The sequence below is a fragment of the Streptomyces sp. ME02-8801-2C genome (assembly GCF_033793965.1).
GTDB lineage: Bacteria > Actinomycetota > Actinomycetes > Streptomycetales > Streptomycetaceae > Streptomyces.
This window is the reverse complement of the sequence record NZ_JARAXP010000003.1, coordinates 109717-131318: the sequence shown is the minus strand read 5'-3', so window position 1 is coordinate 131318 and position 21602 is coordinate 109717. Positions and strand designations below refer to the sequence as shown.

At 71.3% G+C, this 21602-nt stretch carries 21 protein-coding genes; 13 read left to right on the top strand and 8 right to left on the bottom strand.

The annotated features are described in order from the left end of the window. Nucleotides 1-3 precede the first annotated feature (3 nt). Nucleotides 4-1293, bottom strand: a complete 1290-nt coding sequence (locus tag PV396_RS09735; protein ID WP_319202591.1) for a streptophobe family protein — start codon at nt 1291-1293, stop codon at nt 4-6. 158 nt (nt 1294-1451) lie between these two features. Here PV396_RS09735 and PV396_RS09730 point away from each other — a divergent pair, with 158 nt between their 5' ends. Both PV396_RS09730 and PV396_RS09725 read left to right on the top strand, forming a co-directional pair. Beyond that, complete coding sequence (locus PV396_RS09730; protein WP_319202589.1) at nt 1452-2798, top strand: DUF6777 domain-containing protein; 1347 nt, start codon at nt 1452-1454, stop codon at nt 2796-2798. A gap of 111 nt (nt 2799-2909) precedes the next feature. Beyond that, the gene (locus PV396_RS09725; protein WP_319202587.1) at nt 2910-3362 is read left to right on the top strand and encodes an ATP-binding protein; all 453 of its coding nucleotides are present in this window, start codon (nt 2910-2912) and stop codon (nt 3360-3362) included. Between the two features lie 122 nt (nt 3363-3484). Here the strand turns inward: PV396_RS09725 and PV396_RS09720 are convergent, their stop codons facing one another. Then, nucleotides 3485-4372 (bottom strand): RNA polymerase sigma factor SigF, encoded by an 888-nt coding sequence (locus PV396_RS09720; protein ID WP_319202585.1) that lies wholly within the window; start codon nt 4370-4372, stop codon nt 3485-3487. 264 nt (nt 4373-4636) lie between these two features. On the opposite strand from PV396_RS09720, the gene PV396_RS09715 reads away from it, so the two are divergent. Next, nucleotides 4637-5044 carry a helix-turn-helix transcriptional regulator gene (locus PV396_RS09715; RefSeq protein WP_319202583.1) on the top strand — a complete coding sequence of 136 codons (408 nt, stop codon included), beginning with the start codon at nt 4637-4639 and terminating at the stop codon, nt 5042-5044. 30 nt (nt 5045-5074) lie between these two features. Here the strand turns inward: PV396_RS09715 and PV396_RS09710 are convergent, their stop codons facing one another. From PV396_RS09710 to PV396_RS09690, 5 genes are all read right to left on the bottom strand, one after another. Beyond that, on the bottom strand, nt 5075-5677 hold the full coding sequence (locus PV396_RS09710; RefSeq protein WP_319202581.1) for an ATP-dependent Clp protease proteolytic subunit: 603 nt from the start codon (nt 5675-5677) through the stop codon (nt 5075-5077). A 1-nt stretch (nt 5678) separates the two neighbouring features. After that, complete coding sequence (locus PV396_RS09705; RefSeq protein ID WP_319202579.1) at nt 5679-6335, bottom strand: ATP-dependent Clp protease proteolytic subunit; 657 nt, start codon at nt 6333-6335, stop codon at nt 5679-5681. Nucleotides 6336-6548: 213 nt separating this feature from the next. Continuing rightward, nucleotides 6549-9539 carry a hypothetical protein gene (locus PV396_RS09700; RefSeq protein WP_416071369.1) on the bottom strand — a complete coding sequence of 997 codons (2991 nt, stop codon included), beginning with the start codon at nt 9537-9539 and terminating at the stop codon, nt 6549-6551. A gap of 3 nt (nt 9540-9542) precedes the next feature. Next, a complete protein-coding gene (locus tag PV396_RS09695; protein WP_319202577.1) occupies nt 9543-10859 on the bottom strand; it encodes a hypothetical protein in 1317 nt (438 codons plus the stop codon). After that, nucleotides 10859-12232, bottom strand: coding sequence for a hypothetical protein (locus tag PV396_RS09690; RefSeq protein ID WP_319202574.1), 1374 nt, complete (start codon nt 12230-12232; stop codon nt 10859-10861). Before PV396_RS09690 ends, PV396_RS09695 begins: the two co-directional genes overlap by 1 nt. Nucleotides 12233-12382: 150 nt before the next feature. Between PV396_RS09690 and PV396_RS09685 the strand changes: the two genes are divergently transcribed. From PV396_RS09685 to PV396_RS09660, 6 genes are all read left to right on the top strand, one after another. Next, entirely contained in the window at nt 12383-12805 is a 423-nt protein-coding gene (locus PV396_RS09685; protein ID WP_319202571.1) for a hypothetical protein, read from the top strand. A 26-nt stretch (nt 12806-12831) separates the two neighbouring features. After that, nucleotides 12832-13293 carry a hypothetical protein gene (locus PV396_RS09680; protein WP_319202569.1) on the top strand — a complete coding sequence of 154 codons (462 nt, stop codon included), beginning with the start codon at nt 12832-12834 and terminating at the stop codon, nt 13291-13293. Continuing rightward, nucleotides 13294-14148, top strand: coding sequence for a DUF3592 domain-containing protein (locus PV396_RS09675; protein WP_319202567.1), 855 nt, complete (start codon nt 13294-13296; stop codon nt 14146-14148). A 138-nt stretch (nt 14149-14286) separates the two neighbouring features. Then, nucleotides 14287-14706 carry a YciI family protein gene (locus PV396_RS09670; protein ID WP_319202564.1) on the top strand — a complete coding sequence of 140 codons (420 nt, stop codon included), beginning with the start codon at nt 14287-14289 and terminating at the stop codon, nt 14704-14706. Then, nucleotides 14703-15869: an RNA polymerase sigma factor gene (locus tag PV396_RS09665; RefSeq protein ID WP_319202561.1), complete on the top strand. Its 1167-nt coding sequence runs from the start codon at nt 14703-14705 to the stop codon at nt 15867-15869. Before PV396_RS09670 ends, PV396_RS09665 begins: the two co-directional genes overlap by 4 nt. 161 nt (nt 15870-16030) lie before the next feature. After that, nucleotides 16031-16330 (top strand): hypothetical protein, encoded by a 300-nt coding sequence (locus tag PV396_RS09660; RefSeq protein ID WP_319202559.1) that lies wholly within the window; start codon nt 16031-16033, stop codon nt 16328-16330. Nucleotides 16331-16400: 70 nt separating this feature from the next. On the opposite strand, the gene PV396_RS09655 is transcribed toward PV396_RS09660, so the two are convergent. Further along, the gene (locus PV396_RS09655; protein WP_319202557.1) at nt 16401-17366 is read right to left on the bottom strand and encodes a YihY/virulence factor BrkB family protein; all 966 of its coding nucleotides are present in this window, start codon (nt 17364-17366) and stop codon (nt 16401-16403) included. A gap of 204 nt (nt 17367-17570) precedes the next feature. Here PV396_RS09655 and PV396_RS09650 point away from each other — a divergent pair, with 204 nt between their 5' ends. From PV396_RS09650 to PV396_RS09635, 4 genes are all read left to right on the top strand, one after another. Continuing rightward, nucleotides 17571-19229: a catalase gene (locus PV396_RS09650; RefSeq protein ID WP_319202555.1), complete on the top strand. Its 1659-nt coding sequence runs from the start codon at nt 17571-17573 to the stop codon at nt 19227-19229. Nucleotides 19230-19382: 153 nt separating this feature from the next. Then, entirely contained in the window at nt 19383-19838 is a 456-nt protein-coding gene (locus PV396_RS09645) for a DUF4383 domain-containing protein (RefSeq protein ID WP_319202553.1), read from the top strand. A gap of 5 nt (nt 19839-19843) precedes the next feature. Then, a complete protein-coding gene (locus PV396_RS09640; protein WP_319202551.1) occupies nt 19844-20305 on the top strand; it encodes a hypothetical protein in 462 nt (153 codons plus the stop codon). Between the two features lie 20 nt (nt 20306-20325). Next, the gene (locus PV396_RS09635) at nt 20326-21480 is read left to right on the top strand and encodes a zinc-dependent alcohol dehydrogenase (protein ID WP_319202549.1); all 1155 of its coding nucleotides are present in this window, start codon (nt 20326-20328) and stop codon (nt 21478-21480) included. The last annotated feature ends 122 nt before the right edge of the window (nt 21481-21602 follow it).

Below are 21602 nucleotides of genomic sequence, written 5' to 3'. Positions count from 1 at the left end.
CGCCTAGCGGTTGTCGACCTCGCCTCGCCGGTGCACCCGCCGGGCCAACAGCGCACCCAGGAATCCGGTGACCAGCCCCCAAAGCAGCGCGAAGCCGAGCGCACCCCACAACCGGGCGTGCAGGAACAGGGTGCCGGAGAGATTGCCGCCGAGGTCCCCGACTCCCAGCACGGACAGACCGTAGTGGGCGGAGATCCGTCCGACCAGGCAGATCATCAGGACCGTGAGCGTGAGCGCGACCGCCATGTGCACGGCGTGCTGCCAGGCCCGCGTCCGGGCGGGTGAGTGCGCCGCCATCAGGAAGGCGACGGCCAGCAGCAGTACGGCGTCGACCACCACCAGCCACCACACCTTGCCGTCGAAGTCGGCGAGGGTGCCCAGATTGAGCGTGGCGGTATCCGAAGTGCGCAGGACCTCGTCGAGGGCATGGGGCATCGGCAGCCCGAAGGGACCGTCGACGCGCCCCTCCCAGGTGGCGCCCAGCCCGGTGGTGAGGGCCAGCCAGACCAAGTTCGGCATACCCAGCAGCACCAGCGCGAGGGACTGCGCGGGCTGCCCGCGTGTCACCGCCAGGACGAGCCCGATCACGGTCCCCAGGGCCACGAACGAGAGCAGCAGTACGACCATGGCGTGGGCGGCCGGGCGCACCGACTCCTGGAACCGCAGCAGCCTTGGGGGCAGAGGAGCCCCGCGTGAGACCAGCAGGGCCAGCGCCAGTACTCCGGCCAGCCACAGCACGCCCGAGAGGAGGGTCAGCGGTACGTCCGCCGCGAACCCGATCCTCGGTGCGTCGCCGAAGACGTCGCCGATGTCGCCGAGAGTTCCCTCGCCCAGCGACACCGCGAAGGTCTGGCGGGCCGCGAACGCCAGGCCGGTCAGGCCCAGCACCCACAGGACGGCGATGCGCACGGCCCAGCCGGCCAGCTCAGGTGCTCCGGCGACGGCCCGGTGCCGCAACGGGCGCAGAAAACCCGCGCCGGTCACCAGTGCCCCGACCAGGGTCACGGACAGCGGCATCACGGTCAGACCGCCCGCTGTCTCGGCGAGGTCTCCGGCGTCGCCCGTGAGTTCGACGTTGCCGCCGACCGCCGTCACGACGGTGGCCGCGACGACCCGGGGGAAGGCCCCGTCCGGCAGATCGCCGGCCCCGGCGGCCCACAGCCCCAGCCCTGCGGTCAGCACCATGGAGGCGAGTCCGGTCAGCACCGCGGCCAGGGCCTGTGCCCAGCCGTGCCGGGAGACGGCCCGCTCCTCGGCGAGGGCCGGCACGGGAGCGGGGGTTCGCGTGCTCACCCTGCCACGCTAAGCAGCGCTCGGCGGGTGCGCCTGTCGGGAGGAGCGAGGCCTCCGCTTGCGGGCGACCCGGGACCAGGGCGCACAATGGGCACGTTGTGGAAGAAAACGGCATAAATCGGGGTGTATGTCGCGAGCCCACGTCGGAAGAAGAGCCCGTGAGCGTCGAACAGCCGTCCTCCGACCGCCCCACAGGGCCGCCCTCCGGCCCTCTCTCGGGCCCCACCCAGCCCCCCGTGGGACCCCCGTCCCAGCCACCCGCCGACGGCGGAGGCGGGAGCGGTGTCGGGCCCGGGGGCGGGGGAGAGGGCGGAGGCGCAGGCGCGAGTGGCGGGTCCGGAACGGGACCCGGGTCCGGACCCGGCCGGCCCTGGTGGCGGTCGGTGCCCCGGATCGCGGTGCTCGCCGCCTCCGTCCTGGCCGCGGTGGCCCTGATCGTCGTGCTCACCCGCTCCGAAGGCACCTCCGACCGGGCGGGCGGCGAGATCTTTCTCCAGGCCGCGGACAAGTCGGGGCCGTACCCCTTCACCCAGTCCACGGCCAAGGACAGCTCCGCCCCGCCGGCCGTCACCCCCACAGCCACGGTCTCGGAGACGGCCGCCGCCAACGTCGTACGACGCGTGGACGGCGGCGCGGCCGGCCTGTACGGCGGCACCCGCAAGGTCGCCAGCTGCGACGTGGAGAAGCAGATCCGGGTGCTCGGGGCGGCCCCCGCGAAGAACGGGGCGTTCGCGTCGGTCCTCGGCCTGCGGCCCGCCGGGGTTCCCGCGTATCTGCGCTCACTCACCCCCGTACAGCTGCGGATGGACACCCGCGTCACCAACCACGGCTACCGCGACGGGGCCGCCACCAGTTACCAGGCCGTTCTGCAGACCGGGACGGCCGTCCTCGTCGACGACCGGGGCCGGCCGCGCGTGCGCTGCGCGTGCGGCAACCCGCTCGCCGACCCGGTACGACAGCAGACCACCCCGCACCAGCGGGGCGACGCCTGGCCCGCGTACCGCAGCTCCAATGTGGTGGTCGTGGCGCCCTCCACCACCGTCATCAACGTCTTCGTCGTCTACGACCCGGACCACCGCGACTGGTTCCACCGCCACCACGGCGACACCGGCAGGCACGACCAGAAGACCGCCCCGCCTGCCGTGCGGCCTTCCCCGTCGGTGAGTTCGTCGACCCCCTCGACGGCGTCCTCGGAACCGTCGACAGCGTCCTCGGAACCCTCCGCGGAGTCATCGGAGCCGACATCCGAAGCGCCCGGCCTGCTGTCGCCGAGGTCACCGCTGCCGTGCGTGTCCTCGCCCGCCGCCGCACCCCGGACACCGGCATCGCCCGCGTCACCCGCCACACCGAACACCGCGAGTCCGTCGGCCACCCCCTGCCCGACGACATCCGCAGCCCCCTCCTCCTCACCCCCGTCCTCGGCCCCCGAGTCGCTCCGGTCGCCGCCCGACGACAACCTCTCCGGGAGTACGTCCCAGCCGGCCCTCACCTCGTCGTCCTCCTGACGTCCCCGGAGACGAACGCCACCTCTGAGAGGGGGGACTGCGACGCGCGGCTCGGGGTACGAGCAGTGGTGCGACCGGGTTCTGCCGGACCGGCCACCGAGAGAGAAACGCATGATCGACCACCTGGACGGAGCAGTGACACCGACTGGTCTCGACAAGCCCGTCGAACCGCTGCGACGGGCGACGCACTACACCGGCGAGCCGGGGTGCATCGCGGAGGCACGCGTCTTCGCCGAGATCTTCCTCGAGCAGCTGAGGAAGGAGTGGTGCGCCCCGAGCGACACGCGTCTCGACGGTGAACTGATGCTGGTGGTCAGCGAGTTGGTCACCAACGCGGACCGGCACAGTCACGGCCCCTACGTCCTCGAACTGGAGGGCACGGACACCTCGGTCACGGTCTCCGTGTACGACAGCAGCGCCACGCTGCCCATGCGCTACCCCAGGGACCCGGAACGCATCGGCCGGCACGGTCTGGAGATCGTCCACGCACTCGCCACCGAGGTGACCGCCCGCAGGGTCCCGGTCGGCAAGTGCGTGAGGGCCGTGCTGCCCCTCACCCAGTAGGCCCCTCACCCATTAGGGGAGTTTCCCGGCGAGAGCGAGTGAGTGCTGCCCCTCACCGATCAGCTCGAATCGAGCGAGTGAGGGGCAGCACAGGCCTGCCCGTCGCCGGGCCGGCGCGCGCGTCAGGCGTAGTCGAGCTCCCCCAGCATGCCCTCGCGCAGCCGCGTGATGATGCGCTTGATCAGCCGCGACACATGCATCTGCGAGCAGCCGAGCAGCTCACCGATCTCCGCCTGGGTGGCCTCCTCGACGAACCGCAGATGGATGATCTCCCGGTCCCGGTCGCTGAGTTCGGCCAGCAGCGGGGCGAGCGACTGGAAGTCCTCGACCAGTCGCATCCCGTGCTCCTCGACCCCGATGAAGTCGGCCAGCACCGCCTCGCCGTCATCGGGTCCGTCACCGGTCAACGCGGCGTCGAGAGACGAAGAGTTGTACCCGTTGGAGGCGATCTGGCCCTCGACCACCTCGTCCTCGGACAGGTTCATGAGCGTGGCGAGTTCGGCGACCGTCGGATCGCGGTCCAGCCTGCTCGACAGTTCCTCCCGCGCCTTGGCCAGCTCGACACGCAGCTCCTGGAGCCGGCGAGGTACGTGCACCGCCCATGTCGTGTCGCGGAAGAACCGCTTGATCTCCCCGACGATGTAGGGCACCGCGAACGACGTGAACTCCACCTCACGGGACAGCTCGAACCGGTCGATGGCCTTGATCAGGCCGATCATCCCGACCTGGACGATGTCCTCCATGTCGTCGCCGCGACCCCGGAAACGCCCGGCTGCGAACCGCACGAGCGACATGTTCATCTCGATCAGGGTGTTTCGCGCGTACTGGTGTTCGTGCGTGCCCTCTTCGAGTTCGGACAGGCGCTGGAAGAACTGGCGGGACAGCTCCCGCGCGTCACGCGGGGCCACCTTTCGCGGTTCCGGGACTCCGGGCAGTGGGTCGTCACCTGTCCTGGCCCCGGCGGTGTCCACGACGACCTCTGCCTTCGACCGGATCATGGCGGTGTCCATTACCTGTTACCTCTCCCACGAAAACATCGAGTTGCGGACGATGGAACGGTTCCCGACTGCGCGCGTACCCGGTCGAGCGCCGTGCATGCCCACTATTTTGCTCCGTGCAAGAGAAACTGGTGGACGCGAGGTGCGAAGGTCGTGCGAAACCAAGGGTGTTGACCTGGCGGTTCGCCCTCTTCGTGGTTCGTCGCGCGTGCTGATTCCACCCAGGGCGGAATGCCGATGTCTTCCCTGTGGGGCGAGGGCATCTAGGCTGAGGGGGTGAGCAATCAAGCGCCGAACCAGGCCCGGGTGATCCCGCTGCGTCCAAAGACCGCGCCGACACCGGCTCCCGCCGCTCCGGTGACCCCGGCGCAGCCCGCGCCCAGGGAACCGCTGTTCCGCGACCTGGTCGGTGACGTCCTGCGTCGCGAGAGAGTCGCGCAGGAACGCACGCTCAAGGACGTCGCCGACGCGGCCAGGATCTCCATGCCCTACCTGTCGGAGCTGGAGCGGGGCCGCAAGGAAGCCTCCTCGGAGGTCCTCGCGGCCGCCGCCCACGCCCTCGGCCTGGACCTGGGAGACCTGCTGTCCCTGGCCCAGAGCGAGCTGACCCGGCACAACCGAAGCCGCACCCACGCGCGGACGACGACCTCGGCGCCGTACAACGGGCTCTGCCTGGCCGCCTAGCCGACCCGCGCCCGTCGTACGGCCGGCCGGTCAGAAACCGACGAGGCGCCGGCTCAGCACCTCGTCGGCCAGGCCGTACGCCACCGCCTCCGCCGCGGTGAACACCTTGTCGCGGTCCATGTCCGCGCGCAGGGTCGCCACGTCGTGGTGCGTGTGCCGGGAGAGCACCTCCTCGACCTGCGCGCGGATGCGGACCATCTCCCTGGCCCGCACGGCCAGGTCGGAGACCGTGCCCCGGTGACCGTTGCTCGCCGGCTGGCCGAGCAGCACCCGTGAGTGTTCGAGCACGAACCGGCGCCCGGGATCACCCCCGGCCAGCAGCACCGCCGCCGTCGACGCGGCCTGGCCGACGCAGAACGTCGAGATGGGCGCCTGGACGAACGTCAGCGTGTCGTAGATCGCCATGAGCGAAGTGAACGAGCCGCCGGGCGAGTTGATGTAGATCGCGATCTCGCGCTCCGGGGACGACGACTCCAGATGCAGGAGCTGCGCGATGACGACATTGGCCACCCCGTCGTCGATCTCGGTGCCGAGAAAGATGATCCGCTCGGACAGCAGCCGGCTGAACACGTCGTACGACCGCTCGCCCTGCGGGGTGCGCTCGACCACGTTCGGAATCGTGTACGTCCCCATGTCAGAGCCCCATCCGTCGTCGTGAGGAGGCCGGGCGTACGTCGGCCAGCGCGCCCACCACCCGGTCCACCATGCCGTACTCCCTGGCCTGTTCGGCCGTGAACCAGCGGTCGCGGTCGCCGTCCCGGGAGATCGTCTCCTCGCTCTGGCCGGTGTGCTGGGCGGTGATCCGCTCGACGGTCCGCTTGGTGAACTCCAGGTTCTCCGCCTGGATCTCGATGTCGGAGGTGGTGCCGCCGATGCCGGCCGACGGCTGGTGCATCATGATCCGCGCGTTCGGCAGCGCGTACCGCTTGCCGGGTGCGCCCACGCTGAGCAGGAACTGGCCCATGCTGGCCGCGAATCCCATGGCGAGCGTGGACACGTCGTTCGGGATCAGCTGCATGGTGTCGTAGATGGCGAGGCCCGCCGTCACGGAGCCGCCGGGGCTGTTGATGTACAGGCTGATGTCGGTGCGTGGGTCCTCCGCGGACAGCACGAGAAGCTGGGCGCAGATCCGGTTGGCGGAGACCTCGTCGACCTGCGTACCGAGGAACACGATGCGCTGGCCGAGCAGTTGGGCCGCCAGATGGTCGTCGAACCGGGAGGCGGGGGTGTCGCTCTCCTCGGCCCGGGGCAGCAGCGCGGGCCAGGGGCCGGCGGTGGTGAACGGGGACATCGGGGCTCCTTGTCGAGTCGTGGGTGGTGGCTCGTCGTACGTTCGTCGTACGGCGGACGGCGCCGCACTCCCACTCTCGGCCCGACTCCACGCCTCCGGCCGGTTTCTCGGCCCGCAGCAGATTCGCCGACGGCAGAGGCGCCGGCCTGCCCTGTCCTGCTCGTCCTCTCGCGCTCGACCTGTTGTTCTTCTCCTGTTGAGAAGTCCTGGGCCTCACACGGTGATCGAGGTGATGGCCGCCCACAGCAGCGGCGAGTGCTCGATCCGGCCGCCGGACCGCCACCGCTCGAGCCGCTCGCGCTGCCAGCGCCCGAGCCGGTCCACGGGGTCCGGGTCCTCGTGGGCGTTGTCGACGGCGACGATCGCCTCCGTCAGCGGGCGTACGGATTCGGGCAGACCCGCCAGCCGGTGGAAGGCGAAGCTGGTCGGAAGCACCCAGCGGGTGGCGGTGACAAGGTCGGCACCGTTGTGGATCATCGCTGTGGCGAGGCCGAACGACTCGGTGAAGCGGAGGTCGCCGCCGCTCTCGCAGCCGATGAGCGCGACCCGCGGCGGCGCGGGCCACAGCACAGCCCCGGGTTCGCCGTCGGCCCGCAGGGGCAGAGCGCCCAGCAGAAGGTCTTTCGCCGACAACGGGCGGTGGCCGCGCACCGGTTCGGACAGGCCGGTGGTTCCCGGACCGCAGCACAGATGGAGCGTGCCGTCCTCGCTCTGCCCGCCCTCGACCGGCGCGCCGCTCACATGCCCGACGTACAGAAGCCTGCGGGCGCCCTTGCGCAGTACGGCGCTCAGCCAGTCCCGGTCCAGATCGGTACGGCGCAGCGCTTCGGCCGGGGAGGACACGGTCGGCATGACGGCACCCTCGTCGAGACGTCTCTGTACGAGGGACAGCAGCTCCGGGTCCGATCCGGGCGGTCCCAGGACCGAGCCGAGCGGGGAGTCGGCCCGGAAACCGGGGATCCGGGGGTCAAGGACGAGAACCACTGGGTCTGTACCCGTACCTGTGTCCGTGTCCGTGTCCGTGTCCGTGTCCGGGGTCGGGCGGGCCGCGGTTGCCTGGCGGCGCACTGACATTGGCGCGGTGGTCACGACGTCCGCCAGCTCGATGAGCCGTACGTCGGACTCGGCGTCGACCGCGAGCAGTTCCCAGGGGACCTGGGCGACCCGGGGCGAGGGCTGGATCCGTATCAGCGGACGGCCCGCCTGCTCCGACACCTGACGTATCTGCGCCGTCAGCCCCTCCGGCCACAGCGCCTCCGCCAGCAATCGGGCGAGCCGTCGCTCGGCCCGTGGCTCCGCCAGCGCTCCCGAGTCGAACGCCCTGCGCACCCCCGCCGCTCCCTCGCCGGTCCCCGGCAGCGCTGCTGCCAACTCCCGCACCGCCAGATCGACCTCGGCGGCGAGGCCCTGGCCGGTGCCGAAGCCACGGGCGCCGCCGGCCCAGGTCCAGGTCATGAACAGGTCGCCGGCGTCGGCCAGCCGGACCTGCACCACCGGGCGGCCGGTCAGATCGTCGGTGAACCAGAACGGGACCTCTTCGTCGTCCACGATCCGCCGTTGATAGCGGAACTCGGCGCCGGCGATGTACTCCTGGAGTGCGACACGCCCGGGCCCCTGGGCGGCCATCCGTACCTTCGGCGGCGGCGCGACGCGCAGCCCGGCCGAGGCCGCGGCCTCGGCCGCCAAACCGCCCAGGGCCATGGGAGCGTCGGCGGGTGCGTACGTCTTCATGGCCGCGCTCGGGAAGACCGACCCGGCGTGCTCTGAGTCCTCGGCGGGCCCGTGGGGCGAGGTGCGCGGCGCCGAAGGCGGTGTACGGTCCAGCGCCAGCAGGGTGCCCGCGCTGCGGTGTTCCACCAGCTCGAAGAGCAGCCCCTGATCCTGGCGGCGCACGGCGAGACGAAAGGCCAACTCCATCGCCTCGTCCGCGAGTTGGAGCCACTGATGACGTGCGTGGGCGGTGGCGAAGTCATAGCGTGCCGCCTGCAGGGTCAGGGCGGCGGGCAACGCGAGGGACAGCGCGTTGTCGATGGACCGCCTCTCGTGGTCGCCGTGGTCGGTGCGGTTCAGATTGTCCTCGAGGGTTCGCGCGAGCATGAGGTCGACCTGCGCGCACCGCTCGTACACCTCCCGCGCCTGATAGACGTCGCGGGCCCCCTGGGCCAGCCGTTTCAGCTCGGGGATGTCGCCCCGGTTGTAGGCGAGTTGGGCGCCCAGCAGCATGGTGTCGGCGGCGGCGATCGAGGCGCCGATCTCCTCGAAGCGGGTCAGGCTCGCCGTCATCAGGGCGCCCGCACCGGTGTTGTCGCCCCGCCGACCGGCGAGGAAGGCGCGTGCCTGTTCGCAGACCGCCAGGTTCCCGAACCACCGGTGCCGCTCGAAGAACGCGGACGCCTCGGCGAACAGCCGCTCCGCGAGGTCGAGTTCGCCCCGCTGCATCGCGACGTACGCCCGGTTGGCCAGCAGCGAGTGCTGCTCGCCGACGTCCCCCAGGGCCCGGAAGCGTTCCTCCGCGCGGGCGAGGTGGTCCTCGGCCTCGTCGAACCGGCCGGTCGAGGAGCAGATCATGCCGAGGGCGGTCAACACCCGTGGCACCGTCTCCAGTTCGGTCGCCTCCAAGGTGGACAGCAACGCAGTCGCGTGTTCCTCGGCGGCTCCCCACTCGCCCCGCTCCATCAGCAACAGCACGCGGTTCGAGCCGAGTTCGGCGGTGCGCAGCCCTTCGGGATCGTCGAACTCGTGCAGCGTGAGAGCCGCCTCGTCGAGACAGTCCATCGCCTCGTCCAGACGCCCGGTCCGGCGCCGCAGATCGGCTCCGGCGAGCAGCGTCTTCAGCCGGACTTCCAGCCACAGCTGACGACCGCGCGGTCCCATCGGGACGTCGGCGATGTCGTCGAGCAGGGCGCGGGAGCACTCTACGGCCTCCTCGGCCCCGACCAGGTCCGTGGCGGACAGCCGGACACTCGCCAGATCGGACAACAGATGCGCCCGCAGAAACCGAACGTCGGGGGAGTCCTCGACGGACTCCGCCACGGTGAGCAACTCTGCGTAGACGGCACACGCGCCCGTGAGATCGGCCGCCAGTTGATGTTCCTCGGCCAGGGCGAAACCGCTGTCGAACGGTTCCCCGTACAGCGACATCACTCCCGCGCCCCTGTCGGCCTGTCCGGCCTGCTCGCCCTGCTCGATCCCGGCGTCCGGCATGTGTCAGTAGTCCTCGTCGGTGGCAGCGGCGGCGGTCTCGGCGAGGAACGGTGCCGAGCAGGTCTCGAGAGGTGAGGTGTCGAGTGGCGACGTGTCGGTGGCCGAAGGCTGTGCCGCGATGGCCAGCCGCCGTCGGACCAGGGCGCGAACGGCTTCGCGCTGAACGCGAACGTCGGTCTCGGCCGGTGTGCCGGGGCCGGGGTCGAAGCCCGGCAGCAGGACACCGACCTCGATACGCGGCACCTGCATCCCCGCCGGCAGAGCCGACGGCAGGTCCGAGTGACCGGTCCACAGGTCGTCGCGTCTCGCGAGGGGCACCCGATGTGCCGCACTGTCGTTCACGTTCACCTCCGCGAAGAGGAGAGCGTCTGTCGCGGGTGCCGCGCTGTGTGCGACGGCCTCGATCTCGATCAGCCGCCGGGCGCCGAGCGCGCGAGCGGTCCATGACACCGCGTGCTCGGCGGCGTCGACGAAGCCCGGCGGGTATCGGCGCCAGTCGTTGGTCCCCGATCCCCGGGCGATCACCCGGCCGCCCACCGGGAGCGTTTCACCCGCCGTGAGTGCGAATCCGTCCCTCCGAGCGAACAGTGAGCCGAGGTCGACCGGTGTACCCGCCGGACCGCGCAGGTCCAGGGAGGACCGGAGCCGGTGCAGCGCCGGCCCGTCCAGGCCGACGCTGTCCGCCGCGTCGTCGAGCAGCCGCAGGACGCTCTCCAGATGGCGAGCCGTGTCCGACGGCTCCGCCTGCGCGCGCCACCACTGGATCAGCGGATCGAGGGCGCCCAGGCTCTCCTCGATCAGTTCGGCCGCGCAGTCGTCAAGCTGGTCGCCTTCGTCGTCGAACAGTTGCTGGCAGCGGTGGGTGAGCGCGGCCAACTCCAGTCCCAGCAGGGCCGGTTCGAGCTCGGGTATCCCGTCCGCGTACGAGGCCGGCCACCACCGGGCCGCCCAGTGACCGAGGCCGAGCCGGGCGGCTGCCCCCGCCAGTCCCGTCACCTCCGCCGTCACCCGCACGTCTGCCTGTCCCGCCGCACAGCCGTGGACGGCGACGGCGACGCGCTCGCCGTAGAGCGCCCACAGCCACTGCTGGGCCCGCCCCGCGTCATGGACCTCCGCCGACGGCAGCCCCGGGTCGCCTAGGACGGACCAGGTCAGAACGGCGCCCGCGACTTCCAGGACCGCCCGGGTGAAGTCGAGGCCGACGGCGGCGACATCGTCGTACGCGTCGACAGGACGGCGGCCGGGGCCGGCGGTGAGCAGGACCGTGCCGTCCTCGCCGCGTGTCACCCGGACGTCGACGACCTCGTCCCCCCGCGCCATCACGCGCTCCTCGGTTCGGCCGCCGGGGCGGGGTCCGTGGCCAGGGCGCGCAGTGCCGAGCGCACCCGGGCGCGGTGGTCCATCATCACCGAGCGGGCCACCCCGTCGAGCACCGCCCAGGCCGACGCGAGGTCTGCCAGGGGTGCGTCGCGGACGTCGCGGCCGTGCAGCCGTACCCACAGCCGCCGCATATAGGCGGCCCACGGGGTGCGGAGGTCCTGGGCGAGGGCGTCCAGGACGCCGCCGTCCGGGTCGGGGCGCGCGGAGACGGTCATCCTGCGGGCGCGCAGGACCGAAGCCTCCCGCCGCCAGCGGCTGTTGACGGCCCGGTGCGCGGTGGTCCGTCCCTGCGGGCCCTCCCCGGTGTCCAACGGGTCGAGGCCGGCCGCGAGGTGTCCGCCGAGGACCACGGTGACGCGCAGGCTCTCGTCGTGCAGGCCGAGCGGCGCGCAACTGCGGCCGGTCTCCCGCGCGACGAGTTCCGCCACTGTCGCCAACTCCTCCCGGTGGGCCGACGACTGAAGGACCGTGAACAGCCGCTCGAAGAGCGTGCGGTCCAGCGGCGCGGGCAGCGTGGCGGTCGAGGCGCCCCTGCCCACCTCCGGACGCGGAGGTACCGGCCGCCCGGTCAGTCCCAGATGTGTCGGCAGGCTGTCGAGGCCCCAGACACCGCTCGTGCCCGCCCACAGAGCCCGGCCGAACGACTCCCCGTCACCCGCTTCGACCATGGCCGCGTACGAGGGGGAGGTGCTCGCCGGGCCCGGCGCACCGCAGGCGTCCAGGGCATCGGCGGCCCGTTCGAGAGCCGAGATCACCGAGGTCGCGTCGACGGCCGGGGGACGGCTCTCCCAGGCGGCGGCCAGCTCCGCGTCGAGCCGGGAGCGCCGGGCGGGGTCGGCGAGATGGTCCTTCAGCGCGTCCACCGTGCGTCCGCCGGGGGAGTGGGCCACCTCCTCGACCAAGGCCCTGGCCAACGCGTCGGCACCGTCCCGGGGCACCCCGTGCTCGGTGGCCAGTTCGAAGCAGCGCTGGAAGTACAGGTCCTGCGGATTGCCCGCCACCACGCCCAGCGCCCGGCGGGCCTTCTTGAGCAGCGTGAACCACTGCGCTGTCGCCGTCAGCGGCGCGGCGGACTCCACGATCAGCTCCTCGACGAGCGCGGCCTCCCCCGGAGCGAGGAAGTCCCCCGCGAGTTCGGGACGCAGCGTCGGCCTGACGATCAGCGGCAGCACGATCAGCTTGACCGTCCGGGTCAGCGGCGCCCCGCCGGGACCGCTCAGCGGTTCGAGGCCCGCGCCGAGTCCGCGCCAGGCGTGGTCGATGACCAGGGCGCGCGGTCGGCGCTCGCCGGTCGGCTGGCTGGGAGACGGCATGTCAGGAGCGTACGCCGGAGGCGGATGTGCGTACGAACCTGGGATCGGTAGGCGATCAGGGCCGCCTAGCGTCCACATTGTCGGCCGGTCGGCCGGCCAGTCACGCGGACCAGTCCCGCGGATCAGCCATCGGTAGAGGGGAAGAGCACCATGGGAATCTTCGGGCGGCGCAAGAGCCGTGAGGAGAAGGCCGCCGAGATCGTGGGCAAGGTGGCGAGCGGCAAGGGTTTCTACGGGCGGACCACGCGGGCGTTCCTCGGCGAGTCGGACTTCGCCAAGGTCCAGCAGTCCATCGGCGCGTACAACTCCGGCCATGTCGTACAGCAGTTGCTCGCCGCGGGCGTGCCGACCGTACCCGCCGCTGTCGTGTCGATCAGCGACACCGGCAAGCTGGTCAACTTCGATCCGGTCGTCGACCTCGTCCTCCAGCCGCCCGGTGCCGCCGACCGCGTCACGCTCCAGACCATCGTCTCCAAGCTGCGCATACCCCGCCCCGGCGACCAGGTACTGCTCGTCGCCGACCCCGCCCGCCCCGGTGGCTACCTCTACGCCGGTGACGGTGTGACCCCGTGACCCGAGGCCGGGACGGGCGACCCGGGATGCCGGACAGCACGGACAGCCCAGAGCCGACGCGGGTGGACAGGCTGGGCCCGTTCGACGCGCTGTTCCTTCGCGTCTGCGCCGTGCTGATGGGCCTGTGCGGACCGGGCCTGCTGGCCTGCGGTTTCGGCGCCGGTGTCGGCGTCCTGCTCGCGGGCGTCCTGTGCACGGTGCTCTTCGTTCCGATGGGCCTCGGACTCTGGTTCCACACGGAGTTGGAGAGGGAGAACAACCGGCGGCTCGACGCCGTCGGGGTCGCGGCGACGGCGGAAGTCACCGACCTGAGCGACTGGGACGACGGCGAGTCGCGCGGCGTCACCGTCGGGCTGCGGATCAGCGGACCCGGGGTGCGGACGTTCGAAACGACATGGAAGCGCTCGTCGCACCCCGCCCTGCGCATGGGCCTGAGGTTCACCGCCGTGGTCGATCCGGGCCGCGGTCTGTTCCGCCTGGAGCTGTGAGTGAGCACGCACGAGCTGTGGGAACTGTGGTGGGTGGTGCCGGCGAGTGTCGCGCTGCTCGGCTACGGGCTTTCCCTGGTCGGACTCGCCCCGGCCCAGCGAGCGGTCTGGGTGACGGCACGGATCGTCGAAGTGGGACAGCCGGCGCACGGCGCGGCCAAGGACCCCGGGATTCCGGTGACGATTGCCTTCCAGGACCCGGACAGCGGGCGGGAGTTCGTCCTGCCGAACGCCGGCAGGCACGGCCGGGGCGTCGAGGCGGCCTGGGTCGGCCGTGAACTCACGGTGCGCTACCGCCGCGGGCGGCCGGACCGGTTCCGCGTCGTGCTCGACCCCGCGGACGAGAAGCGCGGCCGGGTCGTGCCCAACTGCACGGTCGCCCTGCTCCTGATCGGGCTGGTCATCCACGCGGCCGTCGCCCGGGGCCGGCCATGGGCGCTGCTCGGCTTCGGCACGCTGCTCACCGTCGCCATGGCGAGCGGCGCCGACCTCCGCGCCGTGCGCACCCGCGACGCCCTGCTGTCGTCGGCCGTCGCCGTTCCGGCGCGTGTCGTCGCGGTCACCAAGGACGAATACGAGGACGGGGAGGGCAGCAAGATCGTCAACCACGCACCCGTCGTCACCTTCACCACCCGGGAGGGCGTCCACGTCACCGTCCTCTCTCGCGACGGCATCCCCGACCCCGGCCGATCACTCGGCCGCCACCTCACCATTCACTACGCCCCCGACGACCCCACGGTCCACACGCCCGACCTGGCGGCCGAGCGCCGGGACAGTGAGAGGGCCGTCGGGTGGATCGTCATCCTGGTGGTCGTCGGCATCGCGGCCGTGGTCGCCGGAGCGATCGCCCTGTGACCCCCCGGGGCCCGGTCTCCCGGCCCTCACAGAAATCTTTCGGCGATTTCCGCCGGCGATGTCGAGAACCCGTGCCCGGCTCCGTCTCCGTAGTGAACGCGACCACAATGGGTCGCACCCGCACCAAGGAGAGCCGTCATGGCCAAGTATCTGCTTCTCAAGCACTACCGAGGCGCCCCGGCCGCGGTCAACGACATCCCCATGGACCAGTGGACACCGCAGGAGATCACCGACCACGTGCGGTACATGTCCGACTTCGCGGCCCGGCTCGAGGAGACCGGCGAGTTCGTCGGCAGCCAGGCACTCGCCCCCGAGGGGACGTTCGTCCGCTACGACGGCGAGGGCCGTCCGCCGGTCACCGACGGCCCGTTCGCCGAGACCAAGGACCTCATCGCCGGCTGGATGATCATCGACGTCGACAGCTACGAACGCGCCGTCGAACTCGCCGGGGAGCTGTCGGCCGCTCCGGGCGCGGGCGGCAAGCCGATCCACGAGTGGCTCGAACTGCGCCCCTTCCTGGCCGCGTCGCCCAGCACCACGGAGTGCCCGCACCGATGAACGAGGCCCTGCTGCGCAGCCTCACCCCGACCGTGCTCGCCGTTCTCGTCCGCCGCGGAGCAGACTTCGCGGCGGCCGAGGACGCCGTACAGGACGCCCTGCTCGAGGCGGTCCGCGTCTGGCCGGACGATCCGCCACGCGACGCGAAGGGCTGGCTGGTCACCGTGGCGTGGCGGCGGTTCCTCGACGCGACCCGCGCGGACGCGGCCCGCCGCCGGCGTGAGGACCGCGTAGACGAGGAGCCGACGCCGGGGCCCGCCCCCGCGGCGGACGACACACTCCAGCTGTACTTCCTGTGCGCGCACCCGTCGCTGACGCCGTCCTCCGCGGTCGCGCTCACGTTGCGCGCCGTCGGCGGACTGACCACCCGCCAGATCGCCCAGGCCTACCTGGTGCCTGAGGCGACCATGGCCCAGCGCATCAGCCGGGCCAAACGCACTGTGACCGGCGTGCGCTTCGACCGGCCCGGCGACGTCGCCACCGTCCTGCGCGTCCTCTACCTGATCTTCAACGAGGGCTACTCGGGTGATGTCGACCTCGCCGCCGAGGCCATCCGGCTCACCCGCCAGCTCGCGGCCCAGGCCGACCACCCCGAAGTGTCCGGGCTGCTCGCCCTCATGCTGCTCCACCATGCCCGCCGCGCCGCCCGCACCGCGCCCGACGGCAGTCTGGTGCCGCTCGCCGAGCAGGACCGCGGCCGCTGGGACACCGCCTCGATCGCCGAGGGCGTCGCGATCCTCCAGGCGGCCCTCGCCCGCGACCGGCTGGGCGAGTTCCAGGCCCAGGCCGCCGTCGCGGCACTCCACGCGGACGCGCCCACCGCCGAGGAGACCGACTGGGTGCAGATCGTCGAGTGGTACGACGAACTCGCGCGCCTGACCGACAGCCCGGTCGTCCGGCTCAACCGAGCGGTGGCCGTCGGCGAGGCGGACGGTCCGCGCGCCGGTCTGGCGGCGCTCGCGACCCTGGACGAATCACTGCCGCGCCACACCGCCGTGGCCGCGTACCTCCACGAGCGTGACGGCGACCTGACGACAGCGGCAAGGCTGTACGCCGAGGCGGCGCGAAAGGCCCCCAACCTCGCCGAACGCGACCACCTGACCCGCCAGGCCGCCCGGCTCAACACCCGGATGCGGGAGCGGTCCCGCCAGGAGTCTCCCTGACCTGAAGGGCGCCCGGGTTCCGGTGTGTCCGGCGTGCCCCCGCACGCCCGGCGTGCGGGGGCGGAGTGCCGGGAGGCCGCGCCTCTGTGCGCTCTTCGTCGGCGGACGCCGCGGCGAGAGGATGCTCGAGCACATTCGGAGCTGGACACAGGGGGCGGAAAATGTCTGTAGTGATGTCGCTGAGCTGGGCCGGAGTCAGCCCTGAGCAGTACGACACCGTGCGGGAGACCGTCGGCTGGGAGGAGGTCGCCCCGGCCGGTGCTGAAGTGCACGTGGCCTGGTTCGACGTGCAGGGGCTCCATGTGATCGACGTCTGGGAATCGGAGGAGGCCTTCCAGACCTTCTTCGCCCAGCGACTGGCCCCCGCGATCGAGAAGGCGGGCATCGAAGGCGCCCCGAACACCGACTTCAGCCCCCTGTACAGGCGTTTCATCGCCCCTGGGGTCACCGGCGCCGCCTGAGCGAGGCGGGGCCGTCTCCGGGGCGGCGGTGGCGGCCGCCCCGGAAGTCAGCGACAGGGCATCAAACGGGTCATCGACCGGGCCCGGGATCCGGACGTACGGCGGACTCGATCCCGGCGCGGGCCGCTTCCAGCTGGGCGGCGAAGGCGATACCGAGGAACAGGGCGATGCCGGTGACGTTGGCCCACAGCAGCAGGGCGACGAACGCGGTGAGCGGACCGTACACGGCACCGAACGCGGCGCTCTTGCCGACGTACAGGGACAGCAGCCAGGTGGCCGTGACCCACAGGACGATATGGACCGCGCTGCCGAAGGCGAGCCAGGTGTAGCCGGGCTGGCCGCGGCGCGGCGACCAGCGGAAGATCACGGCGGAGGCGATCCACGCCAGAGCCAGTCCCACCGGCACCTCGAGGACCCCCCACCAGTGGTCGCCGCCGCTCGGGGAGCCCAGGGTCCGGGCGACGGCGTCCCCGACCGCCTCACCGGCGACGAGCACCACGAACCCGAGCACCATCGGCAGGCCGCCCGCCACCGACAGCAGCAGCGCCCGACCGTACTTGTGGGTGAAAGGGCGGTCGCGCTCGATGCCGTAGATGCGGTTGGCGCCCCGCTCGATCTGGCCCATCGCCGAAGCGAGGTTCAGCACGGCGAAGGCGAGCCCCAGCCACAGCGCGAGGGTGCTCCACACATCGCCGTGCGCGCTGCGCCGCGTCCCCGCGAACGCCTCGTCGAGCACGCCGGCGCCGGCCCCGGGGACGATGTCGCCCAGAGTCCGTTCGACGACCCGGCCCACCGCCTCGGTGTGCACGGACGTGGCGAGGCCCACCAGAGCGAGGCTGAGGGGAACGAGGCCGAGCACGATCTGGAAGGCCAGGGCGCGCGCGTTGGTGAAGCCGTCGGCGTAGCGGAACCGGGTGAACGAGTCCACCAGGAGCCGTATGCCGCCGTACCGCCGCAGGGCGGTGAGCGCCTCGTCCCCGGAGAGCTCCTCCCCGATCATGTCCCTGGTCTGCGGGACGTGGACGGCGGTTCCCATCGAGTACCTGCTCCCTCCGTTCGATCCCGGGGCCAGCCCCGGTGCGTGCCCTGTCGACTGCCCCCGAACCGCCGGTTCACCGGCCGTTGCCGCCGGGCGTTTCGAACGGGCTCCCGATCGAGTGACTGACGTGGTGCTGCCGGGTACCCGGCAGCACCACCCCCCACGCGCGGCCGTGGGTCAGCCCCTAAGGAGTTCACGATCATGACGGACGTATCCAGTACCGGCCCCGCGCCCGGCGACGACCGCAAGGTGCTCACCAACCGGCAGGGCCACCCGGTCCACGACAACCAGAACCAGCGCACTGTCGGTGCCCGTGGCCCCGCCACGCTGGAGAACTACCAGTTCCTGGAGAAGATCAGCCACTTCGACCGGGAGCGCATCCCGGAGCGAGTCGTGCACGCGCGCGGGGTCCTGGCATACGGCTATTTCGAGGCGTACGGCAGCTGGGGCGACGAGCCGATCGGCCGGTACACCCGCGCCAAGATCTTCCAGGAGCGCGGCCGGCGCACCGATCTGGCTGTCCGCTTCTCCACCGTGATCGGTGGCCGTGACTCCTCCGAGGCCGCCCGGGACCCGCGGGGATTCGCGGTGAAGTTCTACACGGAGGACGGCAACTGGGACATGGTCGGCAACAACCTGGGAGTCTTCTTCATCCGGGACGCGATCAAGTTCCCGGACGTCATCCACGCCCTCAAGCCCGACCCGGTGACCTTCGAACAGCAGCCGAGGCGCATCTTCGACTTCATGTCGCAGACGCCGGAGGCGATGCACATGCTGGTCAACCTGTTCAGCCCGCGCGGCATCCCGGCCGACTACCGCCATATGCAGGGCTTCGGCGTCAACACCTACAAGTGGGTCAACGACGAGGGCCGCACCGTGCTGGTCAAGTACCACTGGATGCCGAGGCAGGGCGTACGCAGCATGACCGAGGAGGACGCCGCGAACGTCCAGGCGGAGTCGCTCGGCCACGCGACCAAGGACCTCTACGAGGCGGTGGCCCGCGGCGATCACCCGGAGTGGGAACTCCTCGTACAGCTGATGGACGACCACGACCACCCGGAGCTGGACTTCGACCCGCTGGACGACACCAAGACGTGGCCGGAGCAGGACTTCCCGCCTCGGCCGGTCGGCCGGATGGTGCTCGACCGCATGCCTGAGAACTTCTTCGCGGAGAACGAGCAGATCTCCTTCGGGACCGGTGTGCTCGTGGACGGCCTGGACTTCTCCGACGACAAGATGCTGGTCGGCCGCACCTTCTCCTACAGCGACACCCAGCGCTACCGGGTCGGGCCCAACTATCTCCGGCTGCCCGTCAACCAGGCCAAGAACGCCGACGTGCGCACCAACCAGCGCGACGGCCTGATGGCCTACCACCAGGACGGCGGAGGGGAGAACCCGAGCGTCAACTACGAGCCGTCGATCACCGGCGGCCTGCGCGAGGGCCAGTACCCCACGCACGACGAGCGGGGGCCCGAGATCCACGGCAGGCTGACACGCAAGCGCATCCCCCGCACCAACGACTACCTGCAGGCCGGTCAGCGCTATCTGCTGATGGAGCAGTGGGAGCGCGACGACTTGGTCAAGAACCTCACCGCCGCGCTGGCGCAGTGCGACCGGCCGGTCCAGGAGCGCATGGTGTGGCACTTCCTGCTCGCCGAGAACGACCTCGGCAACCGGATCGGGCAGGGCCTCGGCATCGGTGCGGGCGACGTGGCGGACCTGGAGCCGCTGGCGAGCCAGGACCTGAGCGACGACGATCGCAAGCGCCTCGCCAGCCTCGGCGAGAACCCGCCGCGCGACGTGGAGGGACTCACCATGACGCACTGCGTGCCCGACGAGCGACACGTCGTGACGCGCTAGGGAGGCAGGGCGCCGGGCGCGGCGGGTTCCGATCACCCGGAGCGAGTGCGCCGGGCCGTGGACACGCTCTCGCGACAGGGTTGTGTCGCGGTCCCGGGGTACTCGCCCGGTGACGGCGTCCGCTGGGCGCCCCGAGGGAAGGTCTGGGCTCCCATGACCACGCACGCCCGTACTTCGAGCACCACCCGAACTCCGGTACAACAGGCCGCGCTGCTGGTGGGCGCGGTGTTCCTGCTGGTGGGAATCCTGGGCTTCATCCCGGGGATCACCACGGACTACGACACGATGAAGTTCGCCTCCCACGACTCCGGCGCCCAACTGCTGGGGATCTTCCAGGTCTCCATCCTGCACAACCTGGTCCACCTGGCCTTCGGCGTGGCAGGTGTGGCCATGGCCCGCACGGCCTCCGGGGCCCGCACGTATCTGCTGGCCGGCGGAGCCGTCTATCTGTTGCTGTGGCTGTACGGACTGTTCGTCGGCCACGACAGCGCGGCCAACTTCGTGCCCCTGGACACGGCCGACAACCGGCTGCACTTCGTCCTGGGCATCGGCATGATCTGCCTGGGCGCGCTGCTGACCCGTCCCCGTACCACCGCCGTACCGAGGTGATCGCCATGCTCTCCAAGAAGTCTCTCTGGACGATGGGTGCCGGACTCGCCGCGGCGGCCGTCGTCGTACGCCGGTCGCAGACGCAGCCGCTGGTACCGGCCGACGAACGCTGGCTGAAGGTCACGGTCAACCGTGAACCGGGTGACATGCCGGCCGACAAGCTGCCCTCACCGCTCCAGGACTACGGCGACCGGATCGAGACGCGCGTCAGCGCGGCGCCCGGGGACCGCGGCACGGAACTGGCCGTACGGCTCAGGGAACCGCTCCCGGACGTCATGGGCTCCGTGCCGGCCAGGCTCGCCGGCCTGGACCCGCGCCAGGACCTGCGCCGCGCCCTGCGTGACGCCAAGGCACTCCTCGAGGGCGGCGAGGTCCTTGAACCCGACGAGCCCACCACGCACGACACGCCCGGCGGCAGGCTCGTCGGGGTGCTGACCCGACGCGCGCGGGGGGAGGGAGTGCTGTGAAGGCCCTGTGCTGGGAAGGCGTGAACAAGCTCGCGGTCGAAGAGGTGTCCGATCCCGTTCTGCACAACGACCAGGACGTGATCGTCCGCATGATCGCGGGCACCACCTGCGGCTCCGATCTCCATCTCATCGGCGGCTACATCCCCTTCATGCGGGCCGGGGACGTCATCGGCCACGAGTTCCTCGGCGAGGTCGTGGAAGCGGGGCCCGGCGTGCGACGGCACTCGGTGGGTGACCGGGTGGTGGTCTCCTCGTTCGTCGGCTGCGGACGCTGCTGGTACTGCACCCACGACCTGTGGTCGCTGTGCGACAACACCAACACCAACCCCGGGATCGGACAGGCCCTCTTCGGGGCCGACACCGCCGGGATCTTCGGCTACTCCCACGCCATGGGCGGACTGCGCGGCAGCCACGCCGAGTACGTGCGCGTCCCGTACGCGGATTACGGGGCGTTCAAGGTGCCGGAGGGCGTCGACGACACGAGCGCGCTGTTCGTGTCCGACTCGGCGCCGACCGGCTGGATGGGCGCCGACCTGGCGGGAGTGAAGCCGGGGGACGTCGTGGCCGTCTGGGGCTGCGGAGCCGTCGGTCAGATGGCGGCGCGCGCCGCCATCCTGCTGGGCGCGGAACGGGTGATCTCCATCGACCGGATCCCGGAACGGCTGGCGATGACCGAGCGGCACATCGGCAGCGAGGTCATCGACTACACCGCGACCGATGTCGGCGCCGAGCTGCGGGAACGCACCGGTGGCCGGGGACCGGACGTGTGCATCGAGGCGGTCGGGATGGAGGCGCACAGCGACAACACTCTGGTGCACGCCTACGACCAGGTGAAACAGCAGCTGCGACTGCAGACGGACCGTCCCACCGCCGTCCGTGAGGCCATCCACGCCTGCCGCAAGGGCGGGACGGTGTTCGTCCTGGGCGTGTTCGCCGGCGCCGTCGACAAGTTCCCGCTGGGTGCGGTGATCAACAAGGGGCTGACCGTACGGGGAGCCCAGCAGCACGGGCAGCGCTACATCCCGATGCTGCTCGACCGGCTGGCCGCAGGGGAGTTGGGCACCGCGCACCTGGCGACCCACAGCCTGTCCCTGGACGAGGCGCCGCTGGCCTACGACATGTTCAAGCAGAAGACGGACGGCTGCGTCCGCGCGGTCATCCGCCCGCACGGCTGAACAGGGGTCCGGCCGGCCTCGTCCGCGATGTGCGAGATGCGCTCATCTGTGGTGGTATCGAGCCAAAGGTGCACATGTGAGCTTATGTATGGATGCTCGGGGAACTCGGTGCTCGTCACAGC